This window comes from Ruegeria sp. N10 (assembly GCF_056531545.1).
Genome location: NZ_JBQFLY010000031.1, coordinates 1 through 26,535, shown reverse-complemented (window position 1 = coordinate 26,535; position 26,535 = coordinate 1). Strand labels below are relative to the sequence as shown.

The window sequence follows — 26,535 nt, the reverse complement described above, 5'->3', positions numbered from 1 at the left end:
ACATTGACCACAACATAAACGCTGAGACATAAACAAAGGTGGGTCAAATCTCGGTGAAAATACCGGGTCACTTCTCAGCGGAAATCAACAGGCACCGCGTCAAACTGCCGGAAAATTCTCCGACCTACGGAAAAAATGGTACACTTTCTGAGAACGCGCATTTGCCGACAGGGGTATTATAAAATGGCACATGAAAAACAATTAGAAGATCTGAAGGCAGGTTGGGCAGCGCTTGCGGCTGGGGAAATGGACAAGCTTGCGAGTTTCTATGCTGAGGATATGATATTCGTCTTGCCCGGCCAGAATGATGTATTGGAGGGCCGGATTGCTTTTAGATCGGCTCTTGACGGGATTGGTCAAGCGCTGCCTCCGGGCTTCGACATAACTGACCTGCGTTTTTGCCCGGGTGACAATGAGATCATGAACGTTGTAGAGTTTAGGTCTGACAAACTGCCAAACGGCTCGCAATGCGCGGTGTTATTCAAGTTCAATTCTGATGACCTGATCACCGAAGAACGCTGGTTTGTCGATACCGAGCAATGGAAATCTGCGTTCTGACAGAACGGTTAGATCTCAGACGCATTTTTTATCCGTAGTGCGGTGTGGTTTAGGCTCTGCTCCAGAGTTGGCCAGCCTAGCGGAACACAAATTTGAATTCCAAGTTCAATGAGCTGAAGCGCCTTTTCAGGTTGCTTCGCTTGTAGCTCCATTTCGGCAACAATTCCAATTGCTTCCGAGTGGAGCCCATCCATTTCCAAATTGGCTGCGTTGACATGAATTTCCAGCAGGATTTTTCGCGCTGCCGACAAGTGCTTTGTTGTGGCAATGTATTTCAGAAGCTCCAATCTTGAAATACAGGCGCCACGAAGGTTTCCGCAGCCCTCAAAATGGCTAATGCCGGTCTCAAGCCATTTGATCCCTTCATCAGTTCGCCCTGTCTGGATCAACGCGGAGCCATACGCGGCGTCTCCGGCATACGCAAAGTAGAATGCGCCGATCTGCTCACTGCGCCACGGCGCCTTAGCAAGGCGCTCCAGGCCTTGTTCTGGTTCACCCAGCGCCACGTGCGTCATTCCTAAAGCAAGCTCGGACATAAGCCGGTCAAAACCGCTCGCAGCACTTTCCATCCCGGTGCGCGCAAATTGGAACGCTTCAATCTTGTTCCCAGCCATCGCATGGCTGACTGCAAGGAGACAGGCACCCCAGCACTCAGCTGGCGGATAGCTGTCGTGATCGCCCATCTCAAACAATGATTGAGCGATTTCTACCGCGACACTTACTTTTCCGATCTGTATCGCGTGGCACCACCGTCCATAATAAGCCAACGTTTTTAGATAGCGATCTCCAAGTTGTTCGCCAGCCGCTTGCACAACGTCTGCCTGAGACACCAACTTGGAGTACCACTCGCCTTCTGCAACGATACAGTCCAACCACAGGGTCAGCCCAAGCGAATAACCGACGCAACTTTCATCTCCAAGTTGGCGGCCAATGTGCAGAGCAGAATCAAACGATTTAGCCGCGTCCTTGAAACGTCCGGCATGTAGATAGCCTTCACCAATCCACGTTAGTGATCGCGAAACTTCTTCAATTTCACCAAGAGTTTGTATGCGCGGCAAGTGGCTTTTTGCCAGCTTGGTCATCGCTGCAAAATCTCCATTCCAGCAAAGAACCTGCGTCTGATTCACTACAGTCCGAGCCAGGAGTAATGTCGCCTCATCCCCGGTTTGATTCATCGTCAGGTCCAGGCATTTTCCAAACCACATTTCGGCGTCGCGCAATGCAAAAAGGTCAAGCGCCTTGCAACCTGCTAAATAGGCGAAACGAGCGGTGGATTTGTATTCGCCGGCAGCTTCGAAATGATGCGCAAGGGTCTCCGCCACCTCGGCCAGGTTGTCGGCGTGCTTATCTTCAATTCTCTGTGCCACCTCCAGATGAAGCATACGTCGGTCATCAGAAAGCAAGCTTTCATATATCACCTGTTGAACGAGTGCGTGGTGGAAGCGCACTTTGTTTGCATTCTGTGGCGAGGGCTCCAGAATACCCTGCCCACCAATTGCATCGAATTCTGTCTGCAAATTGTCTCCAAGTAACGAGATTTCCGCTTCGCGGCCAAGAACTGACGCCATTTCCGTGACGCGGCGCGCACCGGGAGAAAGCGCATCGACCCTGTGCATCAAGAGACCTGCAAGGGTATCGGGAATAGAAGCCCCGGTTTCAGTTTCCAAACTCTCGTAAGCGCCCAAAACGTGACGTGCAAGTTCCTCCAGGAAAAGAGGATTGCCTCCAGCGCGCGTAACAAGATCGCTAAAATCACGAGTTTCTGCTTCTAAGGCCACGCATTCGCGAAGCAGCAGAGCTGACTGTTCTCGATCCAAGGGGATCAGGTTGATATTCTCAACCCCCGGGGCGTTGAGCCACGTCGCCTCAAAGTCCGGTCTGTAACAAGTTAGAACCAGGACGCCAGGCCTATCAGCTTTGCGGATCAGGTGATTGATAACACTTACCGATCTTTCGTCGGCCCAATGCAGATCGTTGAGAAACAGAACCGTTGGAGACGTCCGCCCATGAGAAACCACCAGTTCGATCAGGGCTTCATGTGTGCGGGGTCCAACCAATTCTGGATCGACTTGCGATTGATCAACTTTTTTATTTCCGATGAGCAGTAGCAAATAGGGCACGTGGCGTTTGCGATCCAGCCCAATCTGGGTAAACCCGTCTTCTGGCGAGAGGCCTTCCCGTTTTCTATCCGCTACATACTCACGGACCAATTCGATAAATGGGTGGAAAGCAGTGGACCCTCCATGGGGGCTGCATTGACCCTTTAGACTGGTAAATGTTCCCCCAGAATTATCAAAAAATTCACGAACAAGTCTCGACTTTCCAATCCCGGCTTCACCGATCACATTCACCGCCATTGAGGCACCCACACGCATACGCGTTAGCGCAGAAGTCAAAGCGTTCAACTCTTGGCGGCGTCCGATGAGAGGTGTCAGGTTGCCTTTTTGTCGATCTAAACGGTCTCGCGATCTGGCAATGGCGGTTACCTTCCAAACGAGAACCGGATCCTCGAAGCCTTTCAGAGTATGTGGCCCAAGACTTTCGAAATGCGCATTGCCATCTGCGAGGCGTCGGCTTGCCGGGCCAACAACCACGCAACTTGGGGAAGCTACAGACTGCAAGCGTGCCGCAAGATTTGGTGTGGATCCCAAAGCGCTGTGTTCGCTGGCAGTACCTTCACCAACGACCTCTCCAATAACCACTGGCCCTGTTTCAATGCCGACACGGGCTGCCACAGTAATGCCTTCTGGTGAACCGGGTAGGTCCGAAACCAATTTGACCAATTCCCAGCCCGCTCGAATGGCACGATCTGCATCGTCTTCATGACTTTGGGGATAGCCAAAATATGCCAACACGCCGTCACCGAAATACTTTGCGACATAGCCACCGTACTGTTCGACCGTGCTTTTGGCGGCATTCTGAAAACTGCGGATATGGGCGTGATAATCTTCCAAAGTTATCTGTGTTGACAGCGCCGTTGAGTCGACCAAATCAGCAAACATCAAGGTCAGTAGGCGCCTCCTGACTGGCGCCTCGCGATCTAACTTAGTTTCAATCTGCGCTGCCGCAGCCAAGATGCGTTTACGGTGGCCAAGCTTTTCTATCCCCAACTCACGCAAATCGTCGGCGGTCAAATCGCCAAGTAGATCGTAATCAACGCCTTGCTCGCGAAAGGCCTCGTTGTATTCGGTGAGCCCAAGCTCGCTGAGAAAGTTATGCACCCGCTGCGGCATCGGAAACCTCGGTGGATGAAACTACATTAACACAAATCAAACCCTTCTTGTAACTTGACCAATCACAACAACCGATTCGAGGGTTTTCAGGTGAAATCAGTGGATTTCGCGGTCGCTTTCTACCCGAAAGTTCGGATTGCAGATGTTGTTCGAAAATTTTTGCGGCCGCATTGCTCGACCGGCTCACACACCGCTGCCACATCCTGGAAACAGGCAATGACAGCTACCGCTTCAAAGCCAGCTCAGAATCTGCAAAGAAAACAAGAAAGGAGACGCCGACATTGACCAAAGCATAGACACCGATACATGAGCAAAGCCGGATCAAATCTCGGTGAAAATACCGGGTCAGTTCTCAGCGAAAATCAACACCAGAGTTTTCCAGATCCCGTTCCAGGGGAGAAGTTGGAACTTGGAGAAGACCAGCCAGACTATTCCAAAATAGAGACCAAGTACGATCAACAAGACTTCATCCCTCCTGCGGTGATTTGGAAAAGGTGACCGGCCACCCGGCGATTTGGATGGCCGGTTTGATTGCCGTCGCGATTTAATTGTCGCTTTGTTCTTCCAGCACTTTGCGGTTGGCTTCACGATGGCGCCACGCTGCGCCCATGCTCTCTTTCAAGTTATCCGGAAGAGCATCCAAAGGAACAACAAGATCGCCGTCAACTGGCCATTCGGTCAGCAGCTCGGGGTGGTATCCTTCGGGGTAGTACAGCTTTGGGTCGATTTCCATTTCGCGCACATAAGGCTCCTGAATGTCCACGCGCTGATGCGGAGGATGCGGCACCACAAGCTGGCCATTGCTGAAGTCAAACTGCGGCGCCCGTGAGTTTGGGAACCGTGGCAGAATACCTTCACGCACCCATATCTGATCTTTTGTTACGTTGACCACGATGCCGTCAGGCGCACCAAAGTGATAGGGACCTTTCCAATGCTCGCGGATCTCCGCAACGGTCTCCTCAATCTGATAGGGATCATAGCTCATGTGCGTATTCATCAGAAGTCGGGGCTGAACCAGATTGGCAATGTAGCCAGCGGCATAGCTGGGTGTGTGATGAGTATCGACTGTATAACGTCCCAGGAATGGCGGCACGCCTTGAACACCAGATGAGATTTCGATGATTTCCTGCTGCTGTTCGGTGACAAAGACATCACAGCCTTTGGCGAAGGGTATGTCGATCATGTTGGGGCGGCCGTCACCCGTCCAGATGAAGCACAAGCCATTCCAGTCCAATCGATATCCGGATGCACCATCCTTGGCATGGCTTCGCTGCCAGTGGGTGACTTTCACCCCGTCTTCGTCATAGATCACGCCACCATTGTCGCGGAAATCGAATTCGTTGACGATGATGTCCCAGCCTTTGCCAACCGGAAACACGCTAAACGCATCCCGGTGCCAACCGGTCATCATTTTCATGCCTTGGACCATCGTCGCTGTACCGTATTCTTCGGTTCGGCCCGATGGACCATGCACCGTCAGCTGCTCATGCCATCCGCCGGCCCAGGTTCCGAACATCCACAGGTATGGCAAACCGCCAAAGTGGTCCACGTGCAAGTGGGTAATGAACACGTCAGTTATTTCATTCAATGCATACCCACTGGCAATGATATTTGCAGGTGAGCCCTCGCCAATGTCGAACATGAAAATCTTGCCGTTGCCCAGTTCGACAAGAATGGCAGTGTTCATCTGTCCGGGACGAATGAACGGGGCCGATCCCATGAAGATGATCCGCATCTCATTGGGCTGAACATCTTCGGTGCGCGGGAACCAGTTTGCCGCGCTTTTCAACCACGGTTGCGGCGAGATGCCTTCAAAAGTCAAACCCTCTTTCCAGCGCCCCATTGGAACACCGCCGCCTAACGCAGCGGCAATATCTTCCTGTGATGAGGGCTCCTGTACTGGAGGAGCCTGACCGAGCGCACTCGTAGCGAACAATGTCGCCGCGGCGGCGAGTGCGCCGAGTGACTTAATCGATTTCTTCCATCTATCTTGCAGCATATCTTCAGTCCTTTGTTCGAGCCTTTGTGAATATGGGGGCCACTTCTGAAATTGATTTCGGGATGATTTCTGATTGGATGCCCCGAGAGAGATGTTCGGCGATCTCTTCAGCCAGGCCGTCAAGGCTTTCGGTGACAGGGTCGATCAGACATGCCGGAGTTGTTCTATTGACCTCCTCCGGTCTCTCCAACTCGGCCGAGAGCAGCTCGAAATCCTGGCAAAGCGTCTCAAATCCATGATGAGTCTTTCGCATGTGGCGGATGCGATTAATTTGGTCAGGGAAAGTGAGTTCTAGTAAACTGACGTCTGTCATTGTCCGGCCACCTGGTTCCTCTCTGAGCACGAGCTTGAGAGCACAAGGCGTATCGCGGAAGGGTAACACCGTGAAATTAGGGTGACATCCAATTGGTCAGGCGGCAGTATTGATCTGAAAACACAGCAAAACTTGAATTGTGAGATGGCTGAGCAAGATCTGACACTTGATCCGGAACAGCATGCGACCCGCGTAAGGGAGGCGTTGGAACGCGTGTTGGCCAGTGACACCTTCGCCAAGGCGGAACGCCTACGGAACTTCCTGAACTACGTAGTAGAAGAGGCCATAGAAGGCAGGTCAGAAGCTATTCTTGGCAAAACAATTGCTCAGGATGTCTACTTCAAGAGTTTTGCTGGCGAAGACAGTCACATTAACGTTGTTCGCGTAGACGCCGGACGGCTCCGGCGGAAACTTCGGCTCTACTACGAAACAATTGGTGCCAAGGACGATCTGCGCATTCATATCGATAGTGGCGGGTACGCGCCCTGGTTCGAGGACTGCTCGGATACAAGCGCAGCGCCTCAGATTGTTCAAGCGGTCGTCAGGCCGAAACTGTATTGGCTAATCAGCGTTCCTGTTGTCGCTATTTCGATCATGGCATTCGTTTACCACTGGGGCCAACCCTCAGAGTTGACTGTTGAAGTTAACTCACAGACGCCTGCGCGCACGCTTGAACGACAAGCTTTGTCCGGCAAGTCACCCGCGGCGGTACAGGCATCAAACTATTGCGATCAGGCCCGGGGCCTGCTGTTTCCTGTCGCTAGTATCGAGAACCAAATCCTGGCCGGCGACATTTTCAGGATGGCTATTAAAGAAGCCCCCGATTTCTACTGTGGATATGCCGGACTGGCCCACAGCCTGGGAACCCGGGCTCTCCTATCGCGAGCCGGGGAAGAGCGTGACGCACTGATACTGAATTCAGAAGAAATGGCACAGAAAGCGGTGGACATTGCGCCATCAAACGGCTGGAGCCAATCCGCGTTGGCATGGATGTCATATGTCAAAGGCGACCATGACAGTGCATTGGAATATTCAGCGCTCGCCCAGTTGCTTCGCCCCAAAGACGGAAATGTTCTGGACTTTCGCGGCCTGATATTGCTGGTTCTGGGTCGTTTTGAAGAAGCGTATGAAGTCAGTGACCCAAGCCATCAGCGAGAAATTGGGAGCCATCGGTTTGCACACAGGAACATTCACGCAGTTGCCAGCTTTCACATCGGAGAGTTCAGGGAGGCAATCTCTTCTCTGGAATTTGCGAGTGACAATGGTGACCCTGTCAGCGCTCTCTCTTTGGTTTACTTGGCTGCCGCCTATCAGAGGTTGGATGAGACCAATGAAGCAGAGGAAACACTGACTCAACTGAAGCAGTCCTGGCCAGAGTTCAGGCCAGATTTGGTTCTAGGTGCGTTTTACTCCAGCCCAGATTTGTCGGACGAGGTGATTTCAGCCTTAACAGATGCGGGATGGCGTTTCTAAGAAAAACCCATTTAAGCCGTGACCGAAAACTGGCTCACGTGTGCAAAGTGTGTTTTACCACCAACACACACATTCGTACCCAAGTAATGTCAATGAACCCGGAAGGCAGTCATCGGAACATTTTGCTGCGAACGGCAATTTTGTCCGCTCCTCGTGTGTCGACCAAAGCTGCGGCGAAAGAGAGATTTGGATTAGGCCGAATTTTGCGCCGATGAATGACCGCAAACGAGAAATCCTCTGCGATGCAACAAATGGCGTGTCGCGCCTGCGAGGGGTTTCTGCGTCAGCAAAAGCGGCGTGAGCAAAAGTCGGCTCCATCCCGCAACTCGGAGTTTGCAAAGCACGATTTTGAAGGTCCGGTTTGGGTTGCCCTTGATCACTGATGGGATGGCAAGCGTTTCTTGCGGTATGCTGAAGCCGGCATACCCACATATCTTCGAAAGGCATTTCGGAAGCTTGATGGCTCGGTATATCCAACTTCAGCAGCTATTTCGTCGATGGGCAAATCGGTCGTCTCAAGCATTTGCTTGGCTTCCTCGACCCTGAGAGTCTGAATGTACTCGACTGGCGTCTGCCCCGTGGCTTTGCGAAACCGCCGCAACAGACTACGCTCCGTCAAACCGCTTCGGGCGGCCATGGCGGTAACCGGGGTTGGCAGGGCATAGTTATCCGCGGCCCAAACCTGAGCATCTGCAACCAGAGCATCCTCGTGCTGTGCTCCCGCAGTCAAAGAAGCGTAGTGCAACTGTCCTTCAGTGTGAGGCTGGAGCAGATAAATCTTGGCGAGGCGTCGGGCCTCATCCTGGCCAGCAACTCGGCCGACCAGATACAGAACCAGATCACCCCACGCAGACGCTCCGCCTGCCGTCACGATCCGGTGCCCGTCACCCGCAGGTATCAGAATCCGTTCACGGCGCACGCGGACATCCGGGAATTTCCGGGCAATGACATCACAGAAACTCCAATGGCTGGTGGCATCAAGCCCATCCAGCAATCCTGCCGCCGCGAGTAAGAGCGCACCAGAACAAACAGAAGTTATGATCGCGCCGTCAGCATGCGCCTTGATAAGCCACGGGACCACAACCGCGAATTCATCTGGCAACGGTGCGTCAGGCGCAAGATGCAGGTCAGGAACGATTACCAAGTCAGGCTGACCAAATTCGGCCAGTGATCCGTCCGGCGTGATACGTCGTCCGTTGATGTCGACATAGGGTGCTCCATCTACCGACAACATCTGGGCGTCAAAAACCTTCGCCTTGGGACGGGCCCCATGCAGCATTTCCCAATCCCGGCCGACCGAAGCGAGCGCATCGAGAATACTGTAAGCCGTCGAGGTTCCGACGCAGGGCAAAGTCACAACCACTGTACGGCAGGGAACTTTGAATGCTGGCATCGATATGTCCGATATTCACCGATTTGGTCATTTGCAGGCATATCACGACTCGCAAGCTTGCGGCAATACCGACGCAGAAACAGACGAGATGAACCCTAATAGTACCGGAGAAATCACATGAACGAACAAGCAGCAGTCACTTTTGATGAGGCCAAGGCAGAGCGCTTTGGTGAGCAGATGGTCGGCACATTAAATAGTGCCGCGCTCGCGCTGATGACGTCGATTGGTCACCGTACCCATCTATTTGACGCGCTCGCCGATTTACCTAACGCCACCTCCTCAACTCTGGCCGAGAAGGCTGGCTTGGCCGAGCGCTACGTACGCGAATGGTTGGCCGTGATGGTGACATCGGGCGTGGTCGAATACGCCCCCGGAGCTGGAACCTACACTCTTCCCCCTGAACACGCGGCGTTGCTTACCCATGCGGCAAAACCCGACAACATGGCTGTAACCTGCCAGTTCATTGGTGTCATGGCTTCGGTCGAGGAAGATATGGTCGCGCGGTTTCGAGATGGTGCGGGCACCCATTACCATGACTACTGCCGATTTCACGAAGTGATGGCAGAAGACAGCGCCCAGCTGGTGGTATCAGCCCTGATCGAGCACATCCTTCCTGTGGAACCTGGCCTGATCGAACGTCTTGAGCGCGGCATCGATGTTCTGGATGTAGGTTGCGGTGCGGGCCGCGCGATGATGGAACTGGCACAGGCCTTCCCCGCAAGCCGCTTTGTCGGGATCGATCTATGTGAGGACGCCTTTACTGAAACGCAAGTCTCAGCGGCACGCATGGGTCTGAAGAACCTAACGTTTCGTGCGCAGGACCTTTCCAAAATCAATTCTCTGGGAAGTTTCGATCTGATCACAGCGTTTGATGCGGTCCACGACCAGAAAGACCCGCAGGGACTATTGGACCTTGTCTACCGCTCGCTCGCCGAGGACGGATTGTTCCTGATGCAAGATATAGGCGGGTCCCGGAACCTGGAAACCAATATCCAAAATCCGTTTGCGCCCCTGCTTTACTCCCTGTCGCTGATGCACTGTACCCCAGTGTCGATTGGACAAGGCGGGCCAGGCCTCGGTGCAATGTGGGGCATTGAGACAGCACAGGAATATCTCGCCAATGCAGGCTTCGGTCAGGTCAAGACCCATCACCTGCCTCATGATCAACTCAACGCATACTTTTTCGCGCGCCGTTAAGCGCACTGTTTTTGGAGTTCTCAAATGAAAGTTTCTCATTCAACAACCGCCATCATTATCGGAGCCGGTCTTTCCGGGCTGGCTGCGGCCTTTGAGCTGCGCGCCCGGAATATCCCGTTCACCATTCTGGAAGCGTCCGACAGGGTGGCCGACCCGTGGCGCGCACGGCATCCGAAGTTGCGACTGAACATTCATCGCCATTTCGCCAGCCTCCCCGGACATCACGCACCTCGTAAAGCGGACACCTTTTTGCCCCGAGATGCTGTTGTCGACTACCTGAGCGAGTATGCGCGTCAGTTTGCTTCCGATATCCATTTCGAGACCCGTGTCCTGTCAATCCGCCGTGAAGACGACATCTGGCAGATCGAAACCAACAGGGGCACCTATTTCAGCGCCCACCTGATTGTCGCAACGGGGCGGGAGAAAGTGCCTGATATGCCCGTTTGGCCGGGCATGGAGGAGTTTGGCGGTCAAATCGTTCACGCCGCCGACTTTGGTGACCCCAGTGAATACGACGGGAAGAAAGTCCTTGTCATCGGGGCCGGCAACTCAGGCACAGATGTGTTGAATCATTTGTCGCGCAGCAATCCGGCCCAGGTCTGGGTATCGGTCAGGCATGGGCCATCGATCCTGCCATCGCGCGTCTTCGGCTTTTCGTTACAGCGGCTGGCCAACCTGTTCACGCTATTCCCCAAATGGTCACTCGATCCGATCTTTTCGATCATGCAGCGTGCCTTCTTTGGAAACTTGCGCCGTTATGGCCTGCGCCGCCATGTCATGGGCGGTGGTTCCCGGATGCTGAAAGACGGAGTTACCTTCGCTCTGGATGATGGATTCGTTTCTGCGCTGAAATCTGGTCAGTTTACGGCCGTCAGCGAAACCGTCGGCTTTTCGCCCCACGCCGTTGAACTGGCCAGCGGTCGAAAGCTCCACCCCGACGTGGTGATCTGCGCCACTGGATATGGAGCAGATCTGGATGAACTCTTCGGGCACATGGGTGCGTTGGACAACAAGGGTTATCCACTACATCCAATGGGTCAGGAAGATCCTCAAAATCCCGGTCTTTGGTTCACTGGGTACGGATTGTTGTTTCAGGGATTTTTCCACGCAGCAGGCATAAGCGCAAGTCGTATTGCAAACCAAATCGAAGCGTGTGCCAATGCGTCGTCCCAAGCTCAATCATCAGGGTATCTGTCACAAGGAGCAAATCAAGGCGTTCAGTCTTTGGAAGGAGCGGTGCGATGAACTTTTCAAACTCCGCACTGATGTTGTCGCCGCCAAGGGGTTGGCGGCTGCATATCACGAACGCTTACCGACTCTTCAGACACTTACTGCGCCGGAAACGGAAGTATTGCTGCATGGATGAATTGCCTAGCCATCTGTTGCGGGACGTAGGTCTTGAGCGCCTCATTGATGTGAAACCTGATACTAGGTTCCAGCACCGTCTGATGTAGCACCGTTCGAGTGCCCGCTTTGGGCTGCCTTCAGTCGTAGACACGGGAGGTAGCGGAGGTCGACTACGAGCCCAACTTGGTTCTTGTGATTTTTCGCTGCATGCGCTCGCAGCTAAGATTTTTCTGCACGCGCGCAAATTCTCATGTTGCGGTGCAGCGGCCGTTCCGGCCGTTCGCGCACCGCGCAGCATTCTTTAAGGTGGGAATTTACAGGTCGCGGGACATAGCACTAATTCGCTGCGTTTGCTCGAATGTCGGCAATTTCGCCAGTGCTTGGAATAGAATCGAGCTTTCAGCGAGGCCTTCGAATTTTGCCGGTCATCCTTAAACCATCGCGAATGTTCAATCCCATCATCGCGAGGTTGGCTGCGCCAGCGATCAACTCAATCACCTGAACTGTATAAAAGGTGCTGTCGAACTCGCCAGCAGCGGCTTTGCCAGCCAGAAACCAAGCGGCTGGTACGAGGATCAGCAAGCCGTTCAACGCAATGACAGGCATTCGGGTTTTCTTGGCCTTCGTAAGCGTATCCTTGCGTTTCCGGCCCATTGCCATGCCCGATCCGCCAGCAATCGCCATTGCCGGGATGAGGATGAACATGCCCTTCAGGATCAATGCCTTGACGGTTGCGACTGTCTCATGGCTCGCAAAGAGTTCGCTGGTGGCCGTTGATGTCCAGAAGAGGAGGATCATCACAAAGCCGATTCCCCCTGCGATGGCGTGAATCTTTGTTTTCATAGCGGTTCACTCAAATTGGCTTTTGGAAAGGGTTTCGTCAGGCCGTGCAGCAATTCGGCACCGCAACCTTCTCAAACAGATGGGGGGCGGTCACAGCGCTTGAGGGATAATGGCTGAGCTGCTGCTGAAACTCGGGGTTTGAAAACGCCGCGCGGAAGTCCGCAACAGACTCCCAGACCGCGTAGTTCAGGTACATGCTGCCGTCGCCAACGGCTTTGTGCAGTTGGGTGCTGATGTAACCCGGTTGCTTCTTCATCCATTGGGCATCGCACTTCCAAGCTTCTACCAAGGCGACTTGGTCAACGAGATCGACTGTGAAGAGATTGACGAGAACGACGGGTCCAGCGTCGATGTCCAATTGCCGTTCAATGGGAAACTCCGGGTCGAGGGGTTTGAAACTTACCATTTCGGTGCTCCTTGAAAGTAGTTTCATTTTGGTGTCATGTTGTCATATTTAGGAAGCATCAAGCACAATGACAACACGTTGTCAAATGAAATGAGGAATCGACATGCCGGATGCGCGAAGGACCGAAGAAGGAGAAGCCGTGACAGCCTTGATACTGGATGTGTTTCGGCTGAACGGTCGATTGCAGCTTGCCGGTGACCGCCTCGTATCAGAACTCGGTCTAACAAGTGCCCGCTGGCAGATTCTTGGTGCCATCGCCTATTCTGATCGACCGGAATCCGTTGCCTGGCATGCACGGACGATGGGCGTTCACCGGCAGGGTGTACAACGGATCATCAATGAATTGAGCAAAGAAGGCATGGTGGAGTTTCAGCCGAACCCACACCACAAGCGGGCGCACTTGGTTGTCATGACTCGAAAGGGGCAGGAGTTGTACGAAGCCGCGATTGCGAAGCAAATCCCATGGGTGAATGAACTCTCGAAAGGTCTGTCTCCAGATGATATTGCGTCAGCGCAAAATGTTGTTGACCATCTCAAAACACGCCTTGAAGAAACCTCAACGCGACAAGATCAGAGTTCGACCCAAAGCTGACACTCGTACAGAGTGCAGCATCGGACGTTCTGGGCTCACTGCCGCCGAATGCCAACGCAGCAAGCACCGCGATAGGGACAGGACGGAACCGGCAATCAGCGAACTGGGCTAATACCTTGAGCTTCAGCGGTCTCTATCGCGGGGCGGCCGTTCGTGTCTATTGAGCCGACCTCCGAACCGGAAGCGGCGAAATAGGGTGAAGAGCCCAATAGTCACCGATGCTGCACTTTTCATAAATGTCTGGTCTTCACGGCGACCAAGAATGTGCCAAAATTAAAGCCCATATTGTCCCAGAGTTTGCAACATAAGAATAATCAAAGGTTTTGGTGCCCAAGTATCCGCCTGCGTTCAATTCAGCAAGCCCGGCAACCAGAAGTCGCCGAGCTGTATTTTAGCTTGGCTCGCTTGGTTTTTTGTCAACCTTTGCTGAGAATTTCTTCGCCCAATATTTGGATGATCGTCTGTCCGTCTTCGCTGGCCCAATTCACCGCGAGTTCAGACATGATGGCGCTGGTCGTGGTCAATTCGACTCCGGCGCGTTCCATCCGGCGGAACGCCATTTCATCAGTCAGCGCAGTGGGCGAACCGGAGGCGTCCACAATCGCTGTGACATCGAAGCCTTCGGATTTTGCGCTGATGGCCGGAGGCGCCAGGCAGACATCAGTCGTAATACCAGCCATCAGGAAGTGCTTACGCCCAGTGTTGCGGCAAGCATCGGCAAAGGCCGGATCATCCCAGCAGTTTACGACGCCGGGGCGCTTTATGCGCGCTGCAAATGCTTCCGGAGCAATTTCTTCCAGATCGGGCATCAGAGGCCCTTGCATTTGGTCTTCCATACTTGAGGTGAAGACGATGGGCATACCCAGGCCAACTGCTGTTCGCGCCAGGGCGCGGGTGTTTGCTTTGATGAGATCAATATCGACGGAACGGGCCCAGTTCATTGTGCCAACTTGATGGTCGATCAGGATCATGGCCGCATTTTGCGACGTGGCTTTCTCAGTCATAGTTTGTTCCTTTCTTGAGAGGGGGTGGGTGAGCGAGGGCAGGTGGTGTTTATTGGCGGATCGACACTTTTGGTCGCGTGCCTTGACTGCGATGGACACTCAGGACCGCGTGGTCTGATGCCAGCCTTCGGATTATCCGGTCGATATTACGGTATTCAGCAGTGGATTTCGGGAAGGCGTAGGCCCAATTTGCCATTGGGTAAAGAAGCGCATCCGCGACGGATTTTTCTTCTCCAACCATCCAACTTTTTCCACACAAATGTTGATCGATGCGGGTGAGCGCTTTGTCGACCAAAAGCTGAGCAGCTTCGACCACCTGGGCGTGACCTTGCTCGGCAGTCGTAAAGCGGTCGGGCGAAAAGTAGAGCCAGAAATACGGGTGTAATGTGGCTGATAGAAACAGCAACCACTGGTTCAGCTCTATGCGCTCTGCGGATCCGGTGGCGGGCCCAATGCCAGCATTGGGGAAGTGGTCGACAAGGTACATCAGAACCGCACTGGCCTCGGACAAAGCCCGTCCTTCGGTAACAAGCGTTGGTACGACACCTGAAGGGTTGAGCTTCAGATAATCTGGAGTTTTCATCGCAGCATAATCGAGGTGTTCGACCTCGTAGGGCTGACCGATCCACTCCAAAGTGATGTGAATGGCGGTCGCGCATGTGCCGGGGGCGGAATAGAGTTTCATGATCCGGTCCTTAGCTGAATGTGGATGCAGCAAAGTCGAACACCAATAATTCGGCTTTGTCGTCGATTGAGATTTCAACAGAGTTGACGTTGCGCAGTGCCAGCCCATCGCCTTTTCCAAGCTTCTGATCTGCGCCGTTTGCTGAACCGTTGATCACAAAAACATAAACGCCGTTGCCGGTTGTTTGGGGCCGATATGTGACACTCTGCTCACGTGTGAAGGACCCATAGCTCAACCATGCATCCTGTTGGGCCACGAGCGCTTGGTTTGCACCATCCGGAGCCAGAACCAGTTCAAACTGATCCGCGTGGCTTGCTGAACTCAGCGCCTTTTTCGAGTATGCGGGAGCCAGGTTTTTGGCCCTGGGCCGAAACCAGATTTGCAAGGCACGCATGGGATCGTTGTCGGAATTATTGATCTCATTGTGAATGATACCAGTTCCAGCGGTGATGACCTGGATGCCTTTGGCGGCAAGGGTCCCGGTATGTTCAGGTTCTGCCGGATCGATATGCTGAACTTCCCCATCAACCATGAAGGTGACAACTTCGACATCTTTGTGCGGATGAAGGCCAAACCCCTTGGCCGCAGGGGCAAGTGTTCCATCGTCAATCGTGATCAACGGTCCAAAGCTGTGACGAGTTGCATCGAGATGAGGCTTGAACGAAAGATGGGCTTGCATAAACCCAAAGTCCTTGAACTCACGTGTATTGGCGGGGTGGTAGAGAATGTCCGTAGGCATGGTAGGCCCCTTGATCATTTTGTTGAGTAAAAGATAGGGGCGCGGAGCGTTTAAAAAAATACAATCTGTTAGAACCTTCGTTCGTAATTGTGAACGGTAACTGGTATTGATGGCGTTTACGTTGGAACCAAACCAGGAATGGCGGCCCAGGATCCGGGGCTGGCCAGATGGCAGGCCTGCCCGTTGACAATCCAGCCCTTCAACTAGGGGTCAGGAAACTCAGAATTTGATCGCGTAGAACAAGGAAAGGGAGTTTTCCTCCACGCCATCAATTCCGAACTTGTTCTTGTAGAATGTGTACTTCAGTCCAAGCGTATGCGTATCCGGTGGGCCACCCATGGCATGGCCGACATCCCATCGCAGTTCGGGAGAAAAGTTGATCTGCCGAATTACCCCAGCTCCTTGTGGTCCGATAAAATCTACAAATCCCTTTGTGGAGAATCTTTGCCCGCCGATTTCAAAGGGGGCGTCCCAGGCTAACGTGATCTGATAAGTCGTGTCCAATTCGCGACCCAGAGAGTCCCTCACCCTGTCGTATGCAAATGCGGCCAGAGTCAGCACGCGGAAACCTTTGGCATTAAAACTCAATCTGGGACCCGCAAGAATAGCAGTGGTCACAGATCCACGGTTTAGTCCAAGACCAAAAGACAAGTCGCGTACCGCCGCATTTTCTCCGAACGACAAACCAAAGTTACGCCCACTTAGATTGGCGTAGAACTCACCGTAATAGTCATTTCTTTTGCCGGAACCCGGCTCCATGTCATGAAATGCATTGATAAAGAAATAGATATCGCCAACTTGTCCTACAGTGACGTGATCAACGGTCACACCTAGCCGTTTTGTGGTTTCAGCGAACCCGCTGGCGAGGCTTGAGTTACTACCCAGCTTGTAACCGTCACCGAAATGGAACTGAAACTCGGTGACAGATTTGCTCTGTGCCTGGGCGCCACAGACCCAGGCCAGGAAAGCCAACAAGGAAGCCCAAGCAGGCCCAACACAGCGAGCCCATCGTACAAGAACAGACGCGCCCGTGCGGCCGGTGTTCAGGATGCCACGCCTAACCATGTCGAAGAAACACGGGCGTGACTATCTCTTCCTCGTCCCAGATATGGCGGTCCAGGATTTTCTTGAGCGACCCCGCTCCGTCAAGTAGCCCTGACAGGGTGTCACGGTTGACGACATCAGCACCTTTCAAGGTTGAAAGCGCGTTCTGGGTCTCATCGAGGGCCAAGTCGAGAACCTTGTGGTCGCCATCAAGCAGTTCCAATCCGCGTTGAAGCGTTGGATAGACCTGCACGATTTGAGGAAAATATACGTGATCCTCAATCTCGTGATGATGGTGGGCAAAGGCAACAAGCCCGTCTGTGAACTGAATTAGCCCATTGCACGCAGCGGCACTGGTGATGTCGCTTGCAGGAACGTCCATTAACTGCTGGATGGCCGTAACAAGTTGGCTTGATCCATTTAGCAATTTGCGATGATTGCCCAACAACATGCTGGCCGTTCCGCGAAAGCGGGGATGGTTTTCCCATTCCGACCTGCTGCTCTCCAATAGAGTCTTCTGGATATCAGGTGGCAAGCACTCTCGCGTTGCAACGTGATAGCCAGGCATATCGTAGTTTAACATTACTCGCTCCTTGCTATCGAGCCAGCCAGGGTTGTGCAAACCTGCTTGCCCAAGTCATCAACGGCCAGGTGAGTGAAGCGGACAGCAAGGTAACCGACGCCAATGTTTGGAGCGTCGCCGGGAGCCAACCAAACAGAAATGGCCCAATGGCGAGCACGAGCATCAGGGTTGGGTAGACAACACAAACGCTTAGGATCACTCGCTTCCAATAGGGTGCCAGAGACGGCGGCTTGCCTGGCATGTGATTCACCCAAATCCCTATTCCGGCTGCTTCTGATATGCTGGCCGCGCCCCCGGTGAGACCATCAATTTGCGCCAATTTCCTCGCAATCTTCGGATCTTCCTTCCAATGTGAGCTGGTCGGAGTCCCCTTAAATCTTAGAAGGATTGTGTATTCGACCTGATGGGGAAGAAGGTGGCGCACTGTGTCGGCAGACAGAAGGCTGCCATGTGATTTGAGGAGGTCATGCAACTCTGCAACCAACCTTTCGTACTCGTCTTGCCGGTCAAGGGGTACATGGGACGTGACTGCCAGAGTGGTGGGTATGCCAGTGTTTTCATTGTTATTTTGCGGGAGGGTTTCTGTCTTGGCGTGCATCAAAGCGCTCCGGTTTTCCTGGTTGGGGCTGGTGGTTTCACGGGAATGGCTAACTCGTAGCGTTCGAAATCAACTCACGGTCGTCCCGAGCAGTTGTCCGATCCCAAAGGTCGCGGCCATCGCCAGCGCACCGCCGACCACCAGGCGCACGATTGCGGTTCTCATGCTTGACTTACCCAAGTACGCGCTCAATGCACCCGTCAGCATCAACCCGATCAAAACCGCAACAAAAGTCACCGGTATACGCCATGTTTCAGGCGGTAGAAGGATTGCGATAAGGGGAAGCAGCGCACCAGCTGAAAAGGCAACTGCGGAAGACCCAGCAGCAACCCAAGGGTTTGCCACTTCTTCCTGATCAATCCCATACTCCAGACTCAACAGGGCCCGAAGCTCATCACTCTCATTCAACTCCACGGCGACTGCGGTCGATGTGCGTTCGCTCAACCCGCGCTGCTGAAGAATTTTGATGAGCCCCAGCTTTTGTTCGCCAGGATCTTCAGTGAGTGCTCGTCTCTTGATGGAAATCAGCGAGTGCTCACTATCGCGCTGAGTGCTGACTGAAACATACTCCCCAAGCGCCATGGAAACGGCGCCCGCGATGAGCCCAGCCACGCCTGCCGTGGCAATCTCTCCGAGGTTGGTTGTAGCGGCTGCGACACCTACGACAAGACCGGCAGTTGAAATGATCCCGTCGTTGGAACCCAATACGCCGGCCCGAAGCCAGTTCAATCGGTTTGTCACGGAACCTTCGGAGTTCTGATTTGTACTACCCATGGCTGGCCGTTTCCTATGGCTTCACTTGATCATTGGATGCATGGGAATATAGACAGGTCTTATGTTCGGAAAAACGATGTATACTTGAACAGAGGTTCGTAAAAATGAACGATAGATTCTATTCTTGCGCACGCGCACTTGTTGCAACCATCCGTGCTGGATCAATCAGTGCTGCGGCCATAGAGTTGAAAACGACCAAGTCTGCAATCAGTCAGAAACTATCACTTTTTGAAGCTGAATTAGGTCTGGAACTCCTAGACCGATCCGGGCGCTCAGTCTCACCCACAGCTGCCGGACGAAGAATCTTTGAAGTATGTGTAGATCCCGTAGATGCCGCCGCTGAGGCGGAAGCACAGCTTGGCTTGATGCATACCGACAAAATATCAGGGCGGGTCGCGATCTCAGGACCCAATACTTTGCTGTGCACAGTGCTTATGCCGATGCTTTCAGGTCTCCTCGCGCGTTATCCGGATATTGAAATTGAACTTTTTGCAGATGATGCACGCACCGACTTTTCAGCTGAAGATATCGACCTGTCGTTCCGAACTGGCGTTCCCGGAAAGGGAAAACACGTCGCATCTGTGCTGCGTATGGCTGATAGGGTTGTTTGTGCAAGCCCACAGTTTTTGGAGCAAATGCCCTCAATTGAACATCCAACGGATTTGGAGAAGGTCCCATGCGTTCTACGGCAACATGAAAACCCCGAATGGACGTTCAAAGATCAACGTGGGCGTTTCCGGACCATTTCGCCAGAAGTTCAGCTACGAACGAATACGATGGAACTGGCCCATGCAGCAGCAAAGCTCGGAAGCGGGGTTGCTTTACTGCCGACTTTGACGGTTAGGGCTGAGTTGGACAAAGGTGAGCTGATCGAACTATTACCAAATTGGAAAACCGATCAGGTGAAGCTGTCGCTACTATGCCGGGCCGCCCGGCTCTCAACGCCAGCTGTTGCCGCAGTACGGCAATATTTGCTGGAAGCGTGTCGCGAAGTTGCTTGAAACGCCTAGTTCTGCTCGATGAGTGTGCAAATCCGTTGCGCCGTCCACTTTGGGCAACCAATTCGATATAGCAGTTCCCTCGTGTCGCCACGGGCCGCACCACTACCGTCGAGTAAGATTGTGTCCACAGGCAGTTCTTGGGGCCACGATGACCCCGCCACTTTGAGCCAGATTCTGAAAGCAAACATCGGAGTAAGGGCTGCGAAGGCCCGGATTGTCCCGCTCCTCGTGTGTCGACCAAAGCTGCGGCGAAAGAGCGATTTGGATTAGGCCGAATTTTGCGCCGATGAATGACCGCAAATGAGAAATCCTCTACGATGCAACAAATGGCGTGTCGCGCCTGCGAGGGGTTTCTGCGTCAGCAAAAGCGGCGTGAGCAAAAGTCGGCTCCGTCCGCAACACGAGAATTGCAAAGTCGGATTTTGAAGGTTCGCTTCGGGCTGAAAAGTGGGCATAGATCTTGGAGAGTGCAGCGTAAGATTTGATGCGCTCTGTAGACTTTCATTCAATACACGACGATAGCCCGGTATTCCTCACACACTTTGCTCTGCGAGCAGATCCAGCAACGCATTTTGCCGACGGACCATTCGTTCCAGTTCCGCCGCCAGTTCTTCCTCTTGCACCCTGGCTTCACGAAGCTCGCCTTCGAGTTCAGCCACTTTTGCCGTTTCGCTCGTCGGGGTGCGTTCATAGAAGGCGATTAGTTCGAGAAAGAGAGCGGTTTTGGCTCCTTTCCCATGGCCTGCAAACTGGACGGCCAGTGCGCCAAAATGCTCGAATATTTCCTCCGAGACCATGAACTGGAGAGGTTTGGTTACCGTATCGGGCTTTGATGACGTCATAGGTTTATCCTTATTATTCTGAGGTGCTCTCGTTCGGTTTTGCCGGGAGAACACTTTGAATTGCTTCCTCGCCGCGCGGATCATGCAGACGGCAGTTCTATCGATTTCTCATGGAGGTATCCGTGTACCAGACGCCCCAGAATGCGGATGGATTTATGCACCTTGTACGTGTCAGCCAGTGCTTCGACCTCGCCGATATCAAGCGAGAAGAACTCCCGCCTGAGACCGTGGTCCGCCGCATATCCACCGACGAGACTGTTGATGATGGCAGGCACCTGCTCCTGCGTCGGTTGCGGGATCTCATAGACCTTGCAACGGCTCCGCAGCGGCGCCGAGATCTTGTTCAGCACGTTTGCGGTGAAGATCCAGTTCACATGTGATGCATCGACTTCGGTGGTCAGGTATTTTTCCCGGTAACGCCTGGCTTCTTCGGGCTCCAACAGCCCCAGGAGTTCACCCTGGATATCCCCGTTTCTGCCGGAATGGGTCTTGTCAATCTCGTCCAGGATAATGACAGGGTTTAAAACGCGTGCCGAAGCGACAGCCTGGGTTACAATGCCCGGATGAGCGCTATGCCACCCCGCGGACAAACCGAACAGATGATTTTCCGAAATACCGCCCACATTGGCAGACTGGGCGTATAGCCCAAGTGTCTTGCAAAGCTCCCTCGAAAACTTGGTTTTGCCGATACCAGGAGAACCAACCAAAAGCGTCGGTCGGAACCGGATGACATCTGATCCCATGCCCCAATTCAATTCGATGTCGTGAACAATACCGTCGACGGCCCGCTTGCAGTGTGGGAAATTTGTTGTCAGCAAGCGAACTTTCTCAAGGTGATCCGGAACTTTGAGGCGCGCGAACTGGCCACTCCATTCAACCAACTCCCGGATGTGTTTTGGCATTTCGTTTTTGAGATTGCGCGGCAGGTAGTCAAAGTCGCTTTGGCCGATGAGGTAACCCGCGTCGAGCTTATCGGGATCTTCTCCAGACTCACGATCCTCTGCCAACTTCGTCTGGTAGTTTTTGACAAGTAATCCAGCGACCTGGTGCCAGACATCCATGCTGGGCATCTGGTTGATTGCATATGCCGCGAAAGATGTCGGGATCGGATCGTCTGATTTCAGCTTGTCGATTTCGGTTTGGCGCCAATCTGGATCGTCCGTGTCGGCATAGCATACTGCTTCAGCACCTCGGCATTTGATCACCTTAAACGCGTCTAGGGCGGACTGGTGATCGATAATGCGCGCCTTGAGTTCGTCCCATTCACGCTTGTCTCCAACAACTTCGACAACGCGGCGCACAACGTCCTGGAACTCCCAGTCGAACCCCGAGAGCCGTCTGACTTCAGCGTCTTCCCATTTCCGTTTCTTGAGCACCATTTCTACAGTCCTTTGGAGACGCAACACGGACACCGATGACCGGTTGCCTTCCAGGCAATCTGCCCGACATAGCCACAGCTCTGACACCGGAGTGGATCGTCCGGCAGGTGTTGGGTGTTGAACTTGGGCTTCGACTTGCCGGTGTTGTCCGCCATGCGGTGCATGCACCAGCAGCACATGTTGACGATCCAGGCATCGATGATCTGCGTTCGACAGCTGTTTCCGCACCACTGGCAACAACGATTTGCCTCAGTGATCGCGGCCACAATGTCCGAATCCTGGTAGCCGTCGGTGTTCTCGCGGCTGAAGTAGATACGCAGCTCGCCAAACTTTTGCTTGATCTGATGAACCTCGGGGGCAGGCCTTTTTTGCTCAATCGCGCGCTTCTTGACGCGCTCAAGCGCTTCTTCGACGATCCGGATCCAGCCCTGGCACTCCTTTCCGAGTTCACTGACGACGCCGTTATGGATGTCATCCCAATCAATCACGGACATAACTGCCTCCCGTTTCTCGAAGGTGATGCAGGGGCAGCTTGGCCCTGTATTCACAGATTGCGTCCGCAACCAAGTCTCGGAACATGGACCACCAGAGACTTGGTTCTGCTGCGCGCAGGTGCTTTTCATATTCCTGATTGTCTTGTTGGTGATTTACCTTCCTAGGAAGCCAACCGAATTCATGCTGAGTCTTACTTTCCCGCATCACACATTCCTCCTTTGAAAATGGTAGGAGGCGTCGGAATCGAACCGACTCGTGCACTCTAATCTGGAGCTATCACAGGGGTATAAGCCCCGCCCGCATACCAATGCTGCCTCCCACGGGTTTCGCGTGGGCTATCGACCTCAGGTCGATATTCGGTGGCAGATGGTGCGTGCGTTTGACATGCGCTAAGGCTGGTCCAATTCCTGCGCCTACGTCAAGATGGAAACTCAAGCGTCATGTAAAATGATGCGCAGTCAATTGAGATAATTAACTATTTTTCTCGGCATGTTACGGGGCTGCAAATTTGATACGAGCTTCCGTGACTTCCCTTAGTGAAGAATCGACCGATCCTGATGCTCAGGTTATTCGTATTTGCAGCGTCACGGAGAAGGCCTTGAAAACGTTGGATGCGATTAGCATTCGTCGGTTCCACGGTCTCAGGAATAAGATTGGAACAATGAAAACGAGCGTGCTCCCCAAGGTTTGGATGGCTTGAGGATCCTCCATCACAAAGAAGATGAAAAAGTCATTCGTCTTTATCGGAGAATTCCTTCCGAATCCTTTTCTGATATTCGATGTCATCAACAAAAATTGCTCGGGTCTTGGTCTTATCTAAGAATACTTTTTCAATCTCTTCGTCTGTCGCCGCTTTCGGCTCTTCGGGCAGGCTTCGCCATGTCAGCCAACATACTGCTAAACCAAATACTCCGATGCCGACGGCGAAGATTGAAATGATCTGGTCAGGTTCCATTCGCTCATTCTACCACAGAGATCTTGAGTGGGGATGGTTATTGCGTACCAGCAGCCAAAATTTGGTCAGATTCTGAGTACAACTAGCGGGAGAAACGAGCATTTTTAAGGACACTAGATTTGAAAAACACCATTGCTTCCGCAGTTACCTTTCTTCTTACAAGCACGGTCACCAGCGCAGAAATCTGCTACCAGGAAATTGACGGCGTCATCGAGATGCAAGGTCCCTGCGTCTTCGATCCAATGGGCGGTGGTGACTTCTTTGTCGCAGACGAAGACGACAGGCTGGCATTCGTGTACTTCTATCTTGATGATGCTGGCATCGGGACTGCGATGTGGAGTGATCGCGAAAGCAAAGCCAACCATAATCTGGGTACGCTGTACCGCGATGGTGCTTGCTGGCAAAATGGCGGGGCCACGTTGTGTGCTTGGAAGTCCTGAACGCAGTTGCACTGGTCCATTTTGTTGGCGAAGACCAGTGCCGATTTCACAATCGAAGTCACCCTCTTTCACCGGATCATGGGCCGTGAAGCTGGCGGTCCAGCGCTTTACATTGCGGGCGGCTCGCCTTCTTCGCCGGCGTAAATTCGGTGAATCTGTAGTTGTCGCCACGACTGCGCGGCAAATGCGGTTGACAGCATTCTTTCTATGATCCTGCTTACCTATACAGATGTTAGCTGAAGTCCATGGGACTACTCAACCCCTGTTGAACCGAAGCCTCCTTCTCCACGTTGAGTTTCCGAAAGCTGTTCAACCTCCTCCAGCGAGAAGCGTAAAACACTTGCGATGACCGCTTGAGCGATCCGATCTCCATGACTAATCGTGAATGGTTCCTCTCCAAGATAGTAAAGCCCACATTTGACTTCACCGCGGTAATCAGCGTCGACCGTACCAGGGCTGTTTGGCACCAAAAACCGATGTTTGAGGGACAAGCCAGACCTCGGCCGGATTTGCATTTCTGTTCCAATTGGCAGTTCCACATGGAACCCGACGGAAATGAGCTGTAAGTCACCATGACTAAATGTGACCGGCCCATTGGGAAGATATGCTCGCAAGTCCATGCCAGCGGCTCCCGGCGTAGCGTATGAGGGTAGTGGTAAGTCATTTCCCTCGACACGTTTGAACTTGATCTCAGTCATTTATTGACCTCCTAGAACCCATTTCGATTACCTTCTTTCCAAGTTCATTGCTCGCCTTGAGTTGCAAGCGAAGACTTACGTTCTCAGCTCTGAGCTTCTCCATTTCAACAGAAATTTTTTGAACTTCAGCACTTACTTGCCGAATTACTCCCTCGTACCATTCGATCTTTTGAACCGTTGTCACCTTGGCCGCTTTTACCGTCGTCGGCGAACGCAAGCTAAGTTGATGTAGCCATTCATCGACCAAATCCCTTGTCTTTCGATGGTGCTCGTTTCTGAGCGTACTTGACCCTATTCCAGCCCGCCGACACACTTCGGTTCGGGTTAACGCACCATTGTTTTCGGGATACCATCCGTCCTTTGCAATCTCGGCCTCAATTGTGCGTATGGTTTCTAATATGCGTTCCTCGGTGGCACGTCTTCTTGCAGCGCTTGAAGCCTTTAGTTTTTCAACTCGCTCGCCCATGGACATCCTCTCTAATCTTGGAAAGCTTGGACTTAAGCTCAGAATTTGCGTTGGACCACGCTGACGGGCTGCATCCTGCAATAATCTCCTGAAACTGGGATTTTTCCTCGAATTCGGAAAAGATATCCGAAAATGGGTCAAGATTAGATATCAATTGACCTTCCCAAAAGGACCGCTCCAACTTGCACAACTCCTTCTCTGATAGCTTTTTCACGATATACGCTGTCTTGTTTCGCCGATCCTGCCTGTTTGCCGACAACTCTAGCCGGTGCAGACAGCTAGTGGTGCATTTGCTGAAGTCCCTAAGACCTAAGCTGGAGGAACATGCACCTCTTTCCAAAGCTTGCGCCGTGCAGAGGACTCCTGGTCGAACCAACTCAGCTTCACCGAGAATAGAAGCGGCTTCGGACAAATCACTTGTATCTAACTCGTCGTCACCGAATCGAGGCAGCATTTCAGCCTTTATTTTCCGAACTGTGTTGGCCGCCATGCCACCCAGAAACTCAGCTTCTTCAAAAACTTCTTTGTAGCGAACTGCCCTAACTTCTCGTCTTATGCGGTTAATTTCTTCTAAAATTTCCGGGTCCTGATGGGCGTAGCCCAAGGTTACCTCGACGTCTTCATGACCCAGAACATCAAAGAGAACCTGACTTGCGTTTGTGAGTGATAACGCCACCAATCGTGCCACAGTATAACGGAATCTGTGTGCGGTAATTCTTCCATCAAATTGGTCTAGTGTTCTGCCCTCCAGCGTTTCGACTTTTTTTCCAAAGGCAACTATTGACTGATCCAAGCTCGGCAACCCAACTGAATTTTTCTTGCCGCCAAAAGCTACCCAAAGGAACTTACCCCCCATTGCCTTCGCCAAATCCTGTTGTCGTTCGATTGCTTCGGCAGCGATTTTTGGCAAAGGCCACTCACGTCCTTGCCCTCCAGGCGCATCATTGTCCTTGTAGCTATTTCCCGTAAGGTACAGCCGGCCTTCATGACGTGTTAAACAATCAAAAGGAAGAGCGCTCGCTTCACTGCTCCTCATTCCGGAACATAACACCAACAGAAAATTTGCTGTCTGACAAAGATGAAGTAGTGCTTTTAGGCCACTGACCGTTTGCATAGGCCAACTTGTAAATCGAGTACTGGCCCGTTTTCGCCCATTCACCCAAACGGCAAATGGAAACTCAGTGCCAAGTCGCAGGGTGTCAGACGACCATGCACTAACGCACTCCGCGCGATAAGCCTGCACTAGAGACTGACGAACGTATCCATCTTCCGTCTGCGTTATGTCCTTGGTCTGAAAATAGGCCCGTTGAACATCTGGTTGAATGCGTGACAACCACGACGCAGCCCGAACAATTTGCGTGAATGCTTCATCCGAAAAGAACTCACTCTGTTGATTTCCGCTGAGAAGTGACCCGGTATTTTCACCGAGATTTGACCCACCTTTGTTTATGTCTCAGCGTTTATGTTGTGGTCAATGT

At 52.8% G+C, this 26,535-nt stretch carries 28 protein-coding genes, 1 tRNA gene and 1 pseudogene; 9 read left to right on the top strand and 21 right to left on the bottom strand.

Annotated features, from left to right (window positions below; genetic code table 11):
- Positions 1-183 precede the first annotated feature (183 nt).
- A complete protein-coding gene (locus ACR0JI_RS20975) occupies positions 184-558 on the top strand; it encodes a nuclear transport factor 2 family protein (protein ID WP_480496461.1) in 375 nt (124 codons plus the stop codon).
- A gap of 8 nt (positions 559-566) precedes the next feature.
- On the opposite strand, the gene ACR0JI_RS20970 is transcribed toward ACR0JI_RS20975, so the two are convergent.
- A complete protein-coding gene (locus tag ACR0JI_RS20970; protein WP_480496463.1) occupies positions 567-3,779 on the bottom strand; it encodes an AAA family ATPase in 3,213 nt (1,070 codons plus the stop codon).
- Positions 3,780-3,958: 179 nt separating this feature from the next.
- Between ACR0JI_RS20970 and ACR0JI_RS20965 the strand changes: the two are divergent.
- Positions 3,959-4,087 (top strand): annotated as a pseudogene (locus ACR0JI_RS20965) (ATP-binding protein); the annotation flags it as partial.
- Between the two features lie 10 nt (positions 4,088-4,097).
- A complete protein-coding gene (locus ACR0JI_RS20960) occupies positions 4,098-4,289 on the top strand; it encodes a hypothetical protein (protein ID WP_480496465.1) in 192 nt (63 codons plus the stop codon).
- 46 nt (positions 4,290-4,335) lie between these two features.
- Here ACR0JI_RS20960 and gntH read toward each other — a convergent pair whose 3' ends face one another.
- Both gntH and ACR0JI_RS20950 read right to left on the bottom strand, forming a co-directional pair.
- A complete protein-coding gene (gene gntH / locus ACR0JI_RS20955) occupies positions 4,336-5,790 on the bottom strand; it encodes a guanitoxin biosynthesis MBL fold metallo-hydrolase GntH (RefSeq protein ID WP_480496467.1) in 1,455 nt (484 codons plus the stop codon).
- Positions 5,791-5,794: 4 nt separating this feature from the next.
- A complete protein-coding gene (locus ACR0JI_RS20950) occupies positions 5,795-6,103 on the bottom strand; it encodes a hypothetical protein (RefSeq protein ID WP_480496469.1) in 309 nt (102 codons plus the stop codon).
- A gap of 144 nt (positions 6,104-6,247) precedes the next feature.
- Here ACR0JI_RS20950 and ACR0JI_RS20945 point away from each other — a divergent pair, with 144 nt between their 5' ends.
- Positions 6,248-7,576, top strand: coding sequence for a tetratricopeptide repeat protein (locus ACR0JI_RS20945; protein ID WP_480496471.1), 1,329 nt, complete (start codon positions 6,248-6,250; stop codon positions 7,574-7,576).
- A 376-nt stretch (positions 7,577-7,952) separates the two neighbouring features.
- Here ACR0JI_RS20945 and ACR0JI_RS20940 read toward each other — a convergent pair whose 3' ends face one another.
- Positions 7,953-8,969: a GlxA family transcriptional regulator gene (locus ACR0JI_RS20940; protein WP_480496473.1), complete on the bottom strand. Its 1,017-nt coding sequence runs from the start codon at positions 8,967-8,969 to the stop codon at positions 7,953-7,955.
- Positions 8,970-9,086: 117 nt separating this feature from the next.
- Here ACR0JI_RS20940 and ACR0JI_RS20935 point away from each other — a divergent pair, with 117 nt between their 5' ends.
- Complete coding sequence (locus ACR0JI_RS20935; protein WP_480474843.1) at positions 9,087-10,166, top strand: class I SAM-dependent methyltransferase; 1,080 nt, start codon at positions 9,087-9,089, stop codon at positions 10,164-10,166.
- A 24-nt stretch (positions 10,167-10,190) separates the two neighbouring features.
- Positions 10,191-11,411: a flavin-containing monooxygenase gene (locus ACR0JI_RS20930; protein WP_480474844.1), complete on the top strand. Its 1,221-nt coding sequence runs from the start codon at positions 10,191-10,193 to the stop codon at positions 11,409-11,411.
- A gap of 501 nt (positions 11,412-11,912) precedes the next feature.
- On the opposite strand, the gene ACR0JI_RS20925 is transcribed toward ACR0JI_RS20930, so the two are convergent.
- Complete coding sequence (locus tag ACR0JI_RS20925; protein WP_480496475.1) at positions 11,913-12,356, bottom strand: hypothetical protein; 444 nt, start codon at positions 12,354-12,356, stop codon at positions 11,913-11,915.
- A 37-nt stretch (positions 12,357-12,393) separates the two neighbouring features.
- Positions 12,394-12,789, bottom strand: coding sequence for an antibiotic biosynthesis monooxygenase family protein (locus ACR0JI_RS20920; RefSeq protein WP_480496477.1), 396 nt, complete (start codon positions 12,787-12,789; stop codon positions 12,394-12,396).
- A 76-nt stretch (positions 12,790-12,865) separates the two neighbouring features.
- Here ACR0JI_RS20920 and ACR0JI_RS20915 point away from each other — a divergent pair, with 76 nt between their 5' ends.
- On the top strand, positions 12,866-13,354 hold the full coding sequence (locus tag ACR0JI_RS20915) for a MarR family winged helix-turn-helix transcriptional regulator (protein ID WP_480496479.1): 489 nt from the start codon (positions 12,866-12,868) through the stop codon (positions 13,352-13,354).
- 416 nt (positions 13,355-13,770) lie between these two features.
- On the opposite strand, the gene ACR0JI_RS20910 is transcribed toward ACR0JI_RS20915, so the two are convergent.
- The 7 genes from ACR0JI_RS20910 to ACR0JI_RS20880 form a co-directional block, all read right to left on the bottom strand.
- Positions 13,771-14,325: an isochorismatase family protein gene (locus ACR0JI_RS20910; RefSeq protein ID WP_480496481.1), complete on the bottom strand. Its 555-nt coding sequence runs from the start codon at positions 14,323-14,325 to the stop codon at positions 13,771-13,773.
- A gap of 82 nt (positions 14,326-14,407) precedes the next feature.
- Positions 14,408-15,043 (bottom strand): glutathione S-transferase family protein, encoded by a 636-nt coding sequence (locus ACR0JI_RS20905; protein WP_480496483.1) that lies wholly within the window; start codon positions 15,041-15,043, stop codon positions 14,408-14,410.
- Between the two features lie 10 nt (positions 15,044-15,053).
- On the bottom strand, positions 15,054-15,782 hold the full coding sequence (locus ACR0JI_RS20900) for a pirin family protein (RefSeq protein ID WP_480496485.1): 729 nt from the start codon (positions 15,780-15,782) through the stop codon (positions 15,054-15,056).
- A gap of 219 nt (positions 15,783-16,001) precedes the next feature.
- Positions 16,002-16,754, bottom strand: a complete 753-nt coding sequence (locus ACR0JI_RS20895; protein ID WP_480496487.1) for a hypothetical protein — start codon at positions 16,752-16,754, stop codon at positions 16,002-16,004.
- Between the two features lie 85 nt (positions 16,755-16,839).
- Positions 16,840-17,409 (bottom strand): hemerythrin domain-containing protein, encoded by a 570-nt coding sequence (locus ACR0JI_RS20890; RefSeq protein WP_480496489.1) that lies wholly within the window; start codon positions 17,407-17,409, stop codon positions 16,840-16,842.
- Between the two features lie 13 nt (positions 17,410-17,422).
- Positions 17,423-18,007: a hypothetical protein gene (locus tag ACR0JI_RS20885; protein WP_480496491.1), complete on the bottom strand. Its 585-nt coding sequence runs from the start codon at positions 18,005-18,007 to the stop codon at positions 17,423-17,425.
- Between the two features lie 69 nt (positions 18,008-18,076).
- Positions 18,077-18,781 carry a VIT1/CCC1 transporter family protein gene (locus tag ACR0JI_RS20880; RefSeq protein ID WP_480496493.1) on the bottom strand — a complete coding sequence of 235 codons (705 nt, stop codon included), beginning with the start codon at positions 18,779-18,781 and terminating at the stop codon, positions 18,077-18,079.
- A 104-nt stretch (positions 18,782-18,885) separates the two neighbouring features.
- Between ACR0JI_RS20880 and ACR0JI_RS20875 the strand changes: the two genes are divergently transcribed.
- Entirely contained in the window at positions 18,886-19,782 is an 897-nt protein-coding gene (locus tag ACR0JI_RS20875; protein ID WP_480496495.1) for a LysR family transcriptional regulator, read from the top strand.
- 533 nt (positions 19,783-20,315) lie between these two features.
- Here ACR0JI_RS20875 and ACR0JI_RS20870 read toward each other — a convergent pair.
- The 5 genes from ACR0JI_RS20870 to ACR0JI_RS20850 all read right to left on the bottom strand — a co-directional run bounded on the left by ACR0JI_RS20870 (position 20,316) and on the right by ACR0JI_RS20850 (position 23,453).
- Positions 20,316-20,624: a hypothetical protein gene (locus ACR0JI_RS20870; protein WP_480474846.1), complete on the bottom strand. Its 309-nt coding sequence runs from the start codon at positions 20,622-20,624 to the stop codon at positions 20,316-20,318.
- A gap of 80 nt (positions 20,625-20,704) precedes the next feature.
- Positions 20,705-21,925, bottom strand: coding sequence for an AAA family ATPase (locus ACR0JI_RS20865; protein WP_480880379.1), 1,221 nt, complete (start codon positions 21,923-21,925; stop codon positions 20,705-20,707).
- 80 nt (positions 21,926-22,005) lie between these two features.
- A complete protein-coding gene (locus ACR0JI_RS20860; protein WP_480496499.1) occupies positions 22,006-22,497 on the bottom strand; it encodes a hypothetical protein in 492 nt (163 codons plus the stop codon).
- Between the two features lie 226 nt (positions 22,498-22,723).
- Positions 22,724-22,817: transfer RNA gene (locus ACR0JI_RS20855), tRNA-Ile, on the bottom strand.
- 411 nt (positions 22,818-23,228) lie between these two features.
- A complete protein-coding gene (locus ACR0JI_RS20850) occupies positions 23,229-23,453 on the bottom strand; it encodes a hypothetical protein (protein WP_480496501.1) in 225 nt (74 codons plus the stop codon).
- A gap of 119 nt (positions 23,454-23,572) precedes the next feature.
- On the opposite strand from ACR0JI_RS20850, the gene ACR0JI_RS20845 reads away from it, so the two are divergent.
- Positions 23,573-23,893 carry a hypothetical protein gene (locus ACR0JI_RS20845; protein WP_480496503.1) on the top strand — a complete coding sequence of 107 codons (321 nt, stop codon included), beginning with the start codon at positions 23,573-23,575 and terminating at the stop codon, positions 23,891-23,893.
- A 251-nt stretch (positions 23,894-24,144) separates the two neighbouring features.
- Here the strand turns inward: ACR0JI_RS20845 and dut are convergent, their stop codons facing one another.
- From dut to ACR0JI_RS20830, 3 genes are read right to left on the bottom strand one after another with little or no spacing between them, the layout of a single operon-like run.
- Positions 24,145-24,591, bottom strand: a complete 447-nt coding sequence (dut, locus tag ACR0JI_RS20840; RefSeq protein ID WP_260024093.1) for a dUTP diphosphatase — start codon at positions 24,589-24,591, stop codon at positions 24,145-24,147.
- Positions 24,584-25,057 (bottom strand): hypothetical protein, encoded by a 474-nt coding sequence (locus tag ACR0JI_RS20835; protein WP_480496506.1) that lies wholly within the window; start codon positions 25,055-25,057, stop codon positions 24,584-24,586. The genes dut and ACR0JI_RS20835 overlap by 8 nt, the downstream gene beginning before the upstream one ends.
- The gene (locus tag ACR0JI_RS20830) at positions 25,041-26,171 is read right to left on the bottom strand and encodes a tyrosine-type recombinase/integrase (protein WP_480496508.1); all 1,131 of its coding nucleotides are present in this window, start codon (positions 26,169-26,171) and stop codon (positions 25,041-25,043) included. Before ACR0JI_RS20830 ends, ACR0JI_RS20835 begins: the two co-directional genes overlap by 17 nt.
- Positions 26,172-26,535: the final 364 nt, after the last annotated feature.

Excerpts from the sequence above, each read along its gene's own strand:
- ACR0JI_RS20945 (WP_480496471.1), top strand. The coding sequence starts at position 6,248 with ATGGCTGAGCAAGATCTGACACTTGATCCGGAACAGCATGCGACCCGC.
- ACR0JI_RS20835 (WP_480496506.1), bottom strand. The coding sequence starts at position 25,057 with ATGGGCGAGCGAGTTGAAAAACTAAAGGCTTCAAGCGCTGCAAGAAGA.
- ACR0JI_RS20920 (WP_480496477.1), bottom strand. The coding sequence starts at position 12,789 with ATGAAACTACTTTCAAGGAGCACCGAAATGGTAAGTTTCAAACCCCTC.
- ACR0JI_RS20880 (WP_480496493.1), bottom strand. The coding sequence starts at position 18,781 with ATGGGTAGTACAAATCAGAACTCCGAAGGTTCCGTGACAAACCGATTG.
- ACR0JI_RS20915 (WP_480496479.1), top strand. The coding sequence starts at position 12,866 with ATGCCGGATGCGCGAAGGACCGAAGAAGGAGAAGCCGTGACAGCCTTG.
- ACR0JI_RS20960 (WP_480496465.1), top strand. The coding sequence starts at position 4,098 with ATGAGCAAAGCCGGATCAAATCTCGGTGAAAATACCGGGTCAGTTCTC.
- ACR0JI_RS20930 (WP_480474844.1), top strand. The coding sequence starts at position 10,191 with ATGAAAGTTTCTCATTCAACAACCGCCATCATTATCGGAGCCGGTCTT.
- ACR0JI_RS20905 (WP_480496483.1), bottom strand. The coding sequence starts at position 15,043 with ATGAAACTCTATTCCGCCCCCGGCACATGCGCGACCGCCATTCACATC.
- ACR0JI_RS20935 (WP_480474843.1), top strand. The coding sequence starts at position 9,087 with ATGAACGAACAAGCAGCAGTCACTTTTGATGAGGCCAAGGCAGAGCGC.
- ACR0JI_RS20900 (WP_480496485.1), bottom strand. The coding sequence starts at position 15,782 with ATGCCTACGGACATTCTCTACCACCCCGCCAATACACGTGAGTTCAAG.
- ACR0JI_RS20950 (WP_480496469.1), bottom strand. The coding sequence starts at position 6,103 with ATGACAGACGTCAGTTTACTAGAACTCACTTTCCCTGACCAAATTAAT.
- gntH (WP_480496467.1), bottom strand. The coding sequence starts at position 5,790 with ATGCTGCAAGATAGATGGAAGAAATCGATTAAGTCACTCGGCGCACTC.
- ACR0JI_RS20850 (WP_480496501.1), bottom strand. The coding sequence starts at position 23,453 with ATGGAACCTGACCAGATCATTTCAATCTTCGCCGTCGGCATCGGAGTA.
- ACR0JI_RS20885 (WP_480496491.1), bottom strand. The coding sequence starts at position 18,007 with ATGCACGCCAAGACAGAAACCCTCCCGCAAAATAACAATGAAAACACT.
- ACR0JI_RS20975 (WP_480496461.1), top strand. The coding sequence starts at position 184 with ATGGCACATGAAAAACAATTAGAAGATCTGAAGGCAGGTTGGGCAGCG.
- ACR0JI_RS20875 (WP_480496495.1), top strand. The coding sequence starts at position 18,886 with ATGAACGATAGATTCTATTCTTGCGCACGCGCACTTGTTGCAACCATC.
- ACR0JI_RS20940 (WP_480496473.1), bottom strand. The coding sequence starts at position 8,969 with ATGCCAGCATTCAAAGTTCCCTGCCGTACAGTGGTTGTGACTTTGCCC.
- ACR0JI_RS20910 (WP_480496481.1), bottom strand. The coding sequence starts at position 14,325 with ATGATCCTGATCGACCATCAAGTTGGCACAATGAACTGGGCCCGTTCC.
- ACR0JI_RS20830 (WP_480496508.1), bottom strand. The coding sequence starts at position 26,171 with ATGCAAACGGTCAGTGGCCTAAAAGCACTACTTCATCTTTGTCAGACA.
- ACR0JI_RS20925 (WP_480496475.1), bottom strand. The coding sequence starts at position 12,356 with ATGAAAACAAAGATTCACGCCATCGCAGGGGGAATCGGCTTTGTGATG.
- ACR0JI_RS20890 (WP_480496489.1), bottom strand. The coding sequence starts at position 17,409 with ATGTTAAACTACGATATGCCTGGCTATCACGTTGCAACGCGAGAGTGC.
- ACR0JI_RS20860 (WP_480496499.1), bottom strand. The coding sequence starts at position 22,497 with ATGTCCGTGATTGATTGGGATGACATCCATAACGGCGTCGTCAGTGAA.
- dut (WP_260024093.1), bottom strand. The coding sequence starts at position 24,591 with ATGACTGAGATCAAGTTCAAACGTGTCGAGGGAAATGACTTACCACTA.
- ACR0JI_RS20870 (WP_480474846.1), bottom strand. The coding sequence starts at position 20,624 with ATGACGTCATCAAAGCCCGATACGGTAACCAAACCTCTCCAGTTCATG.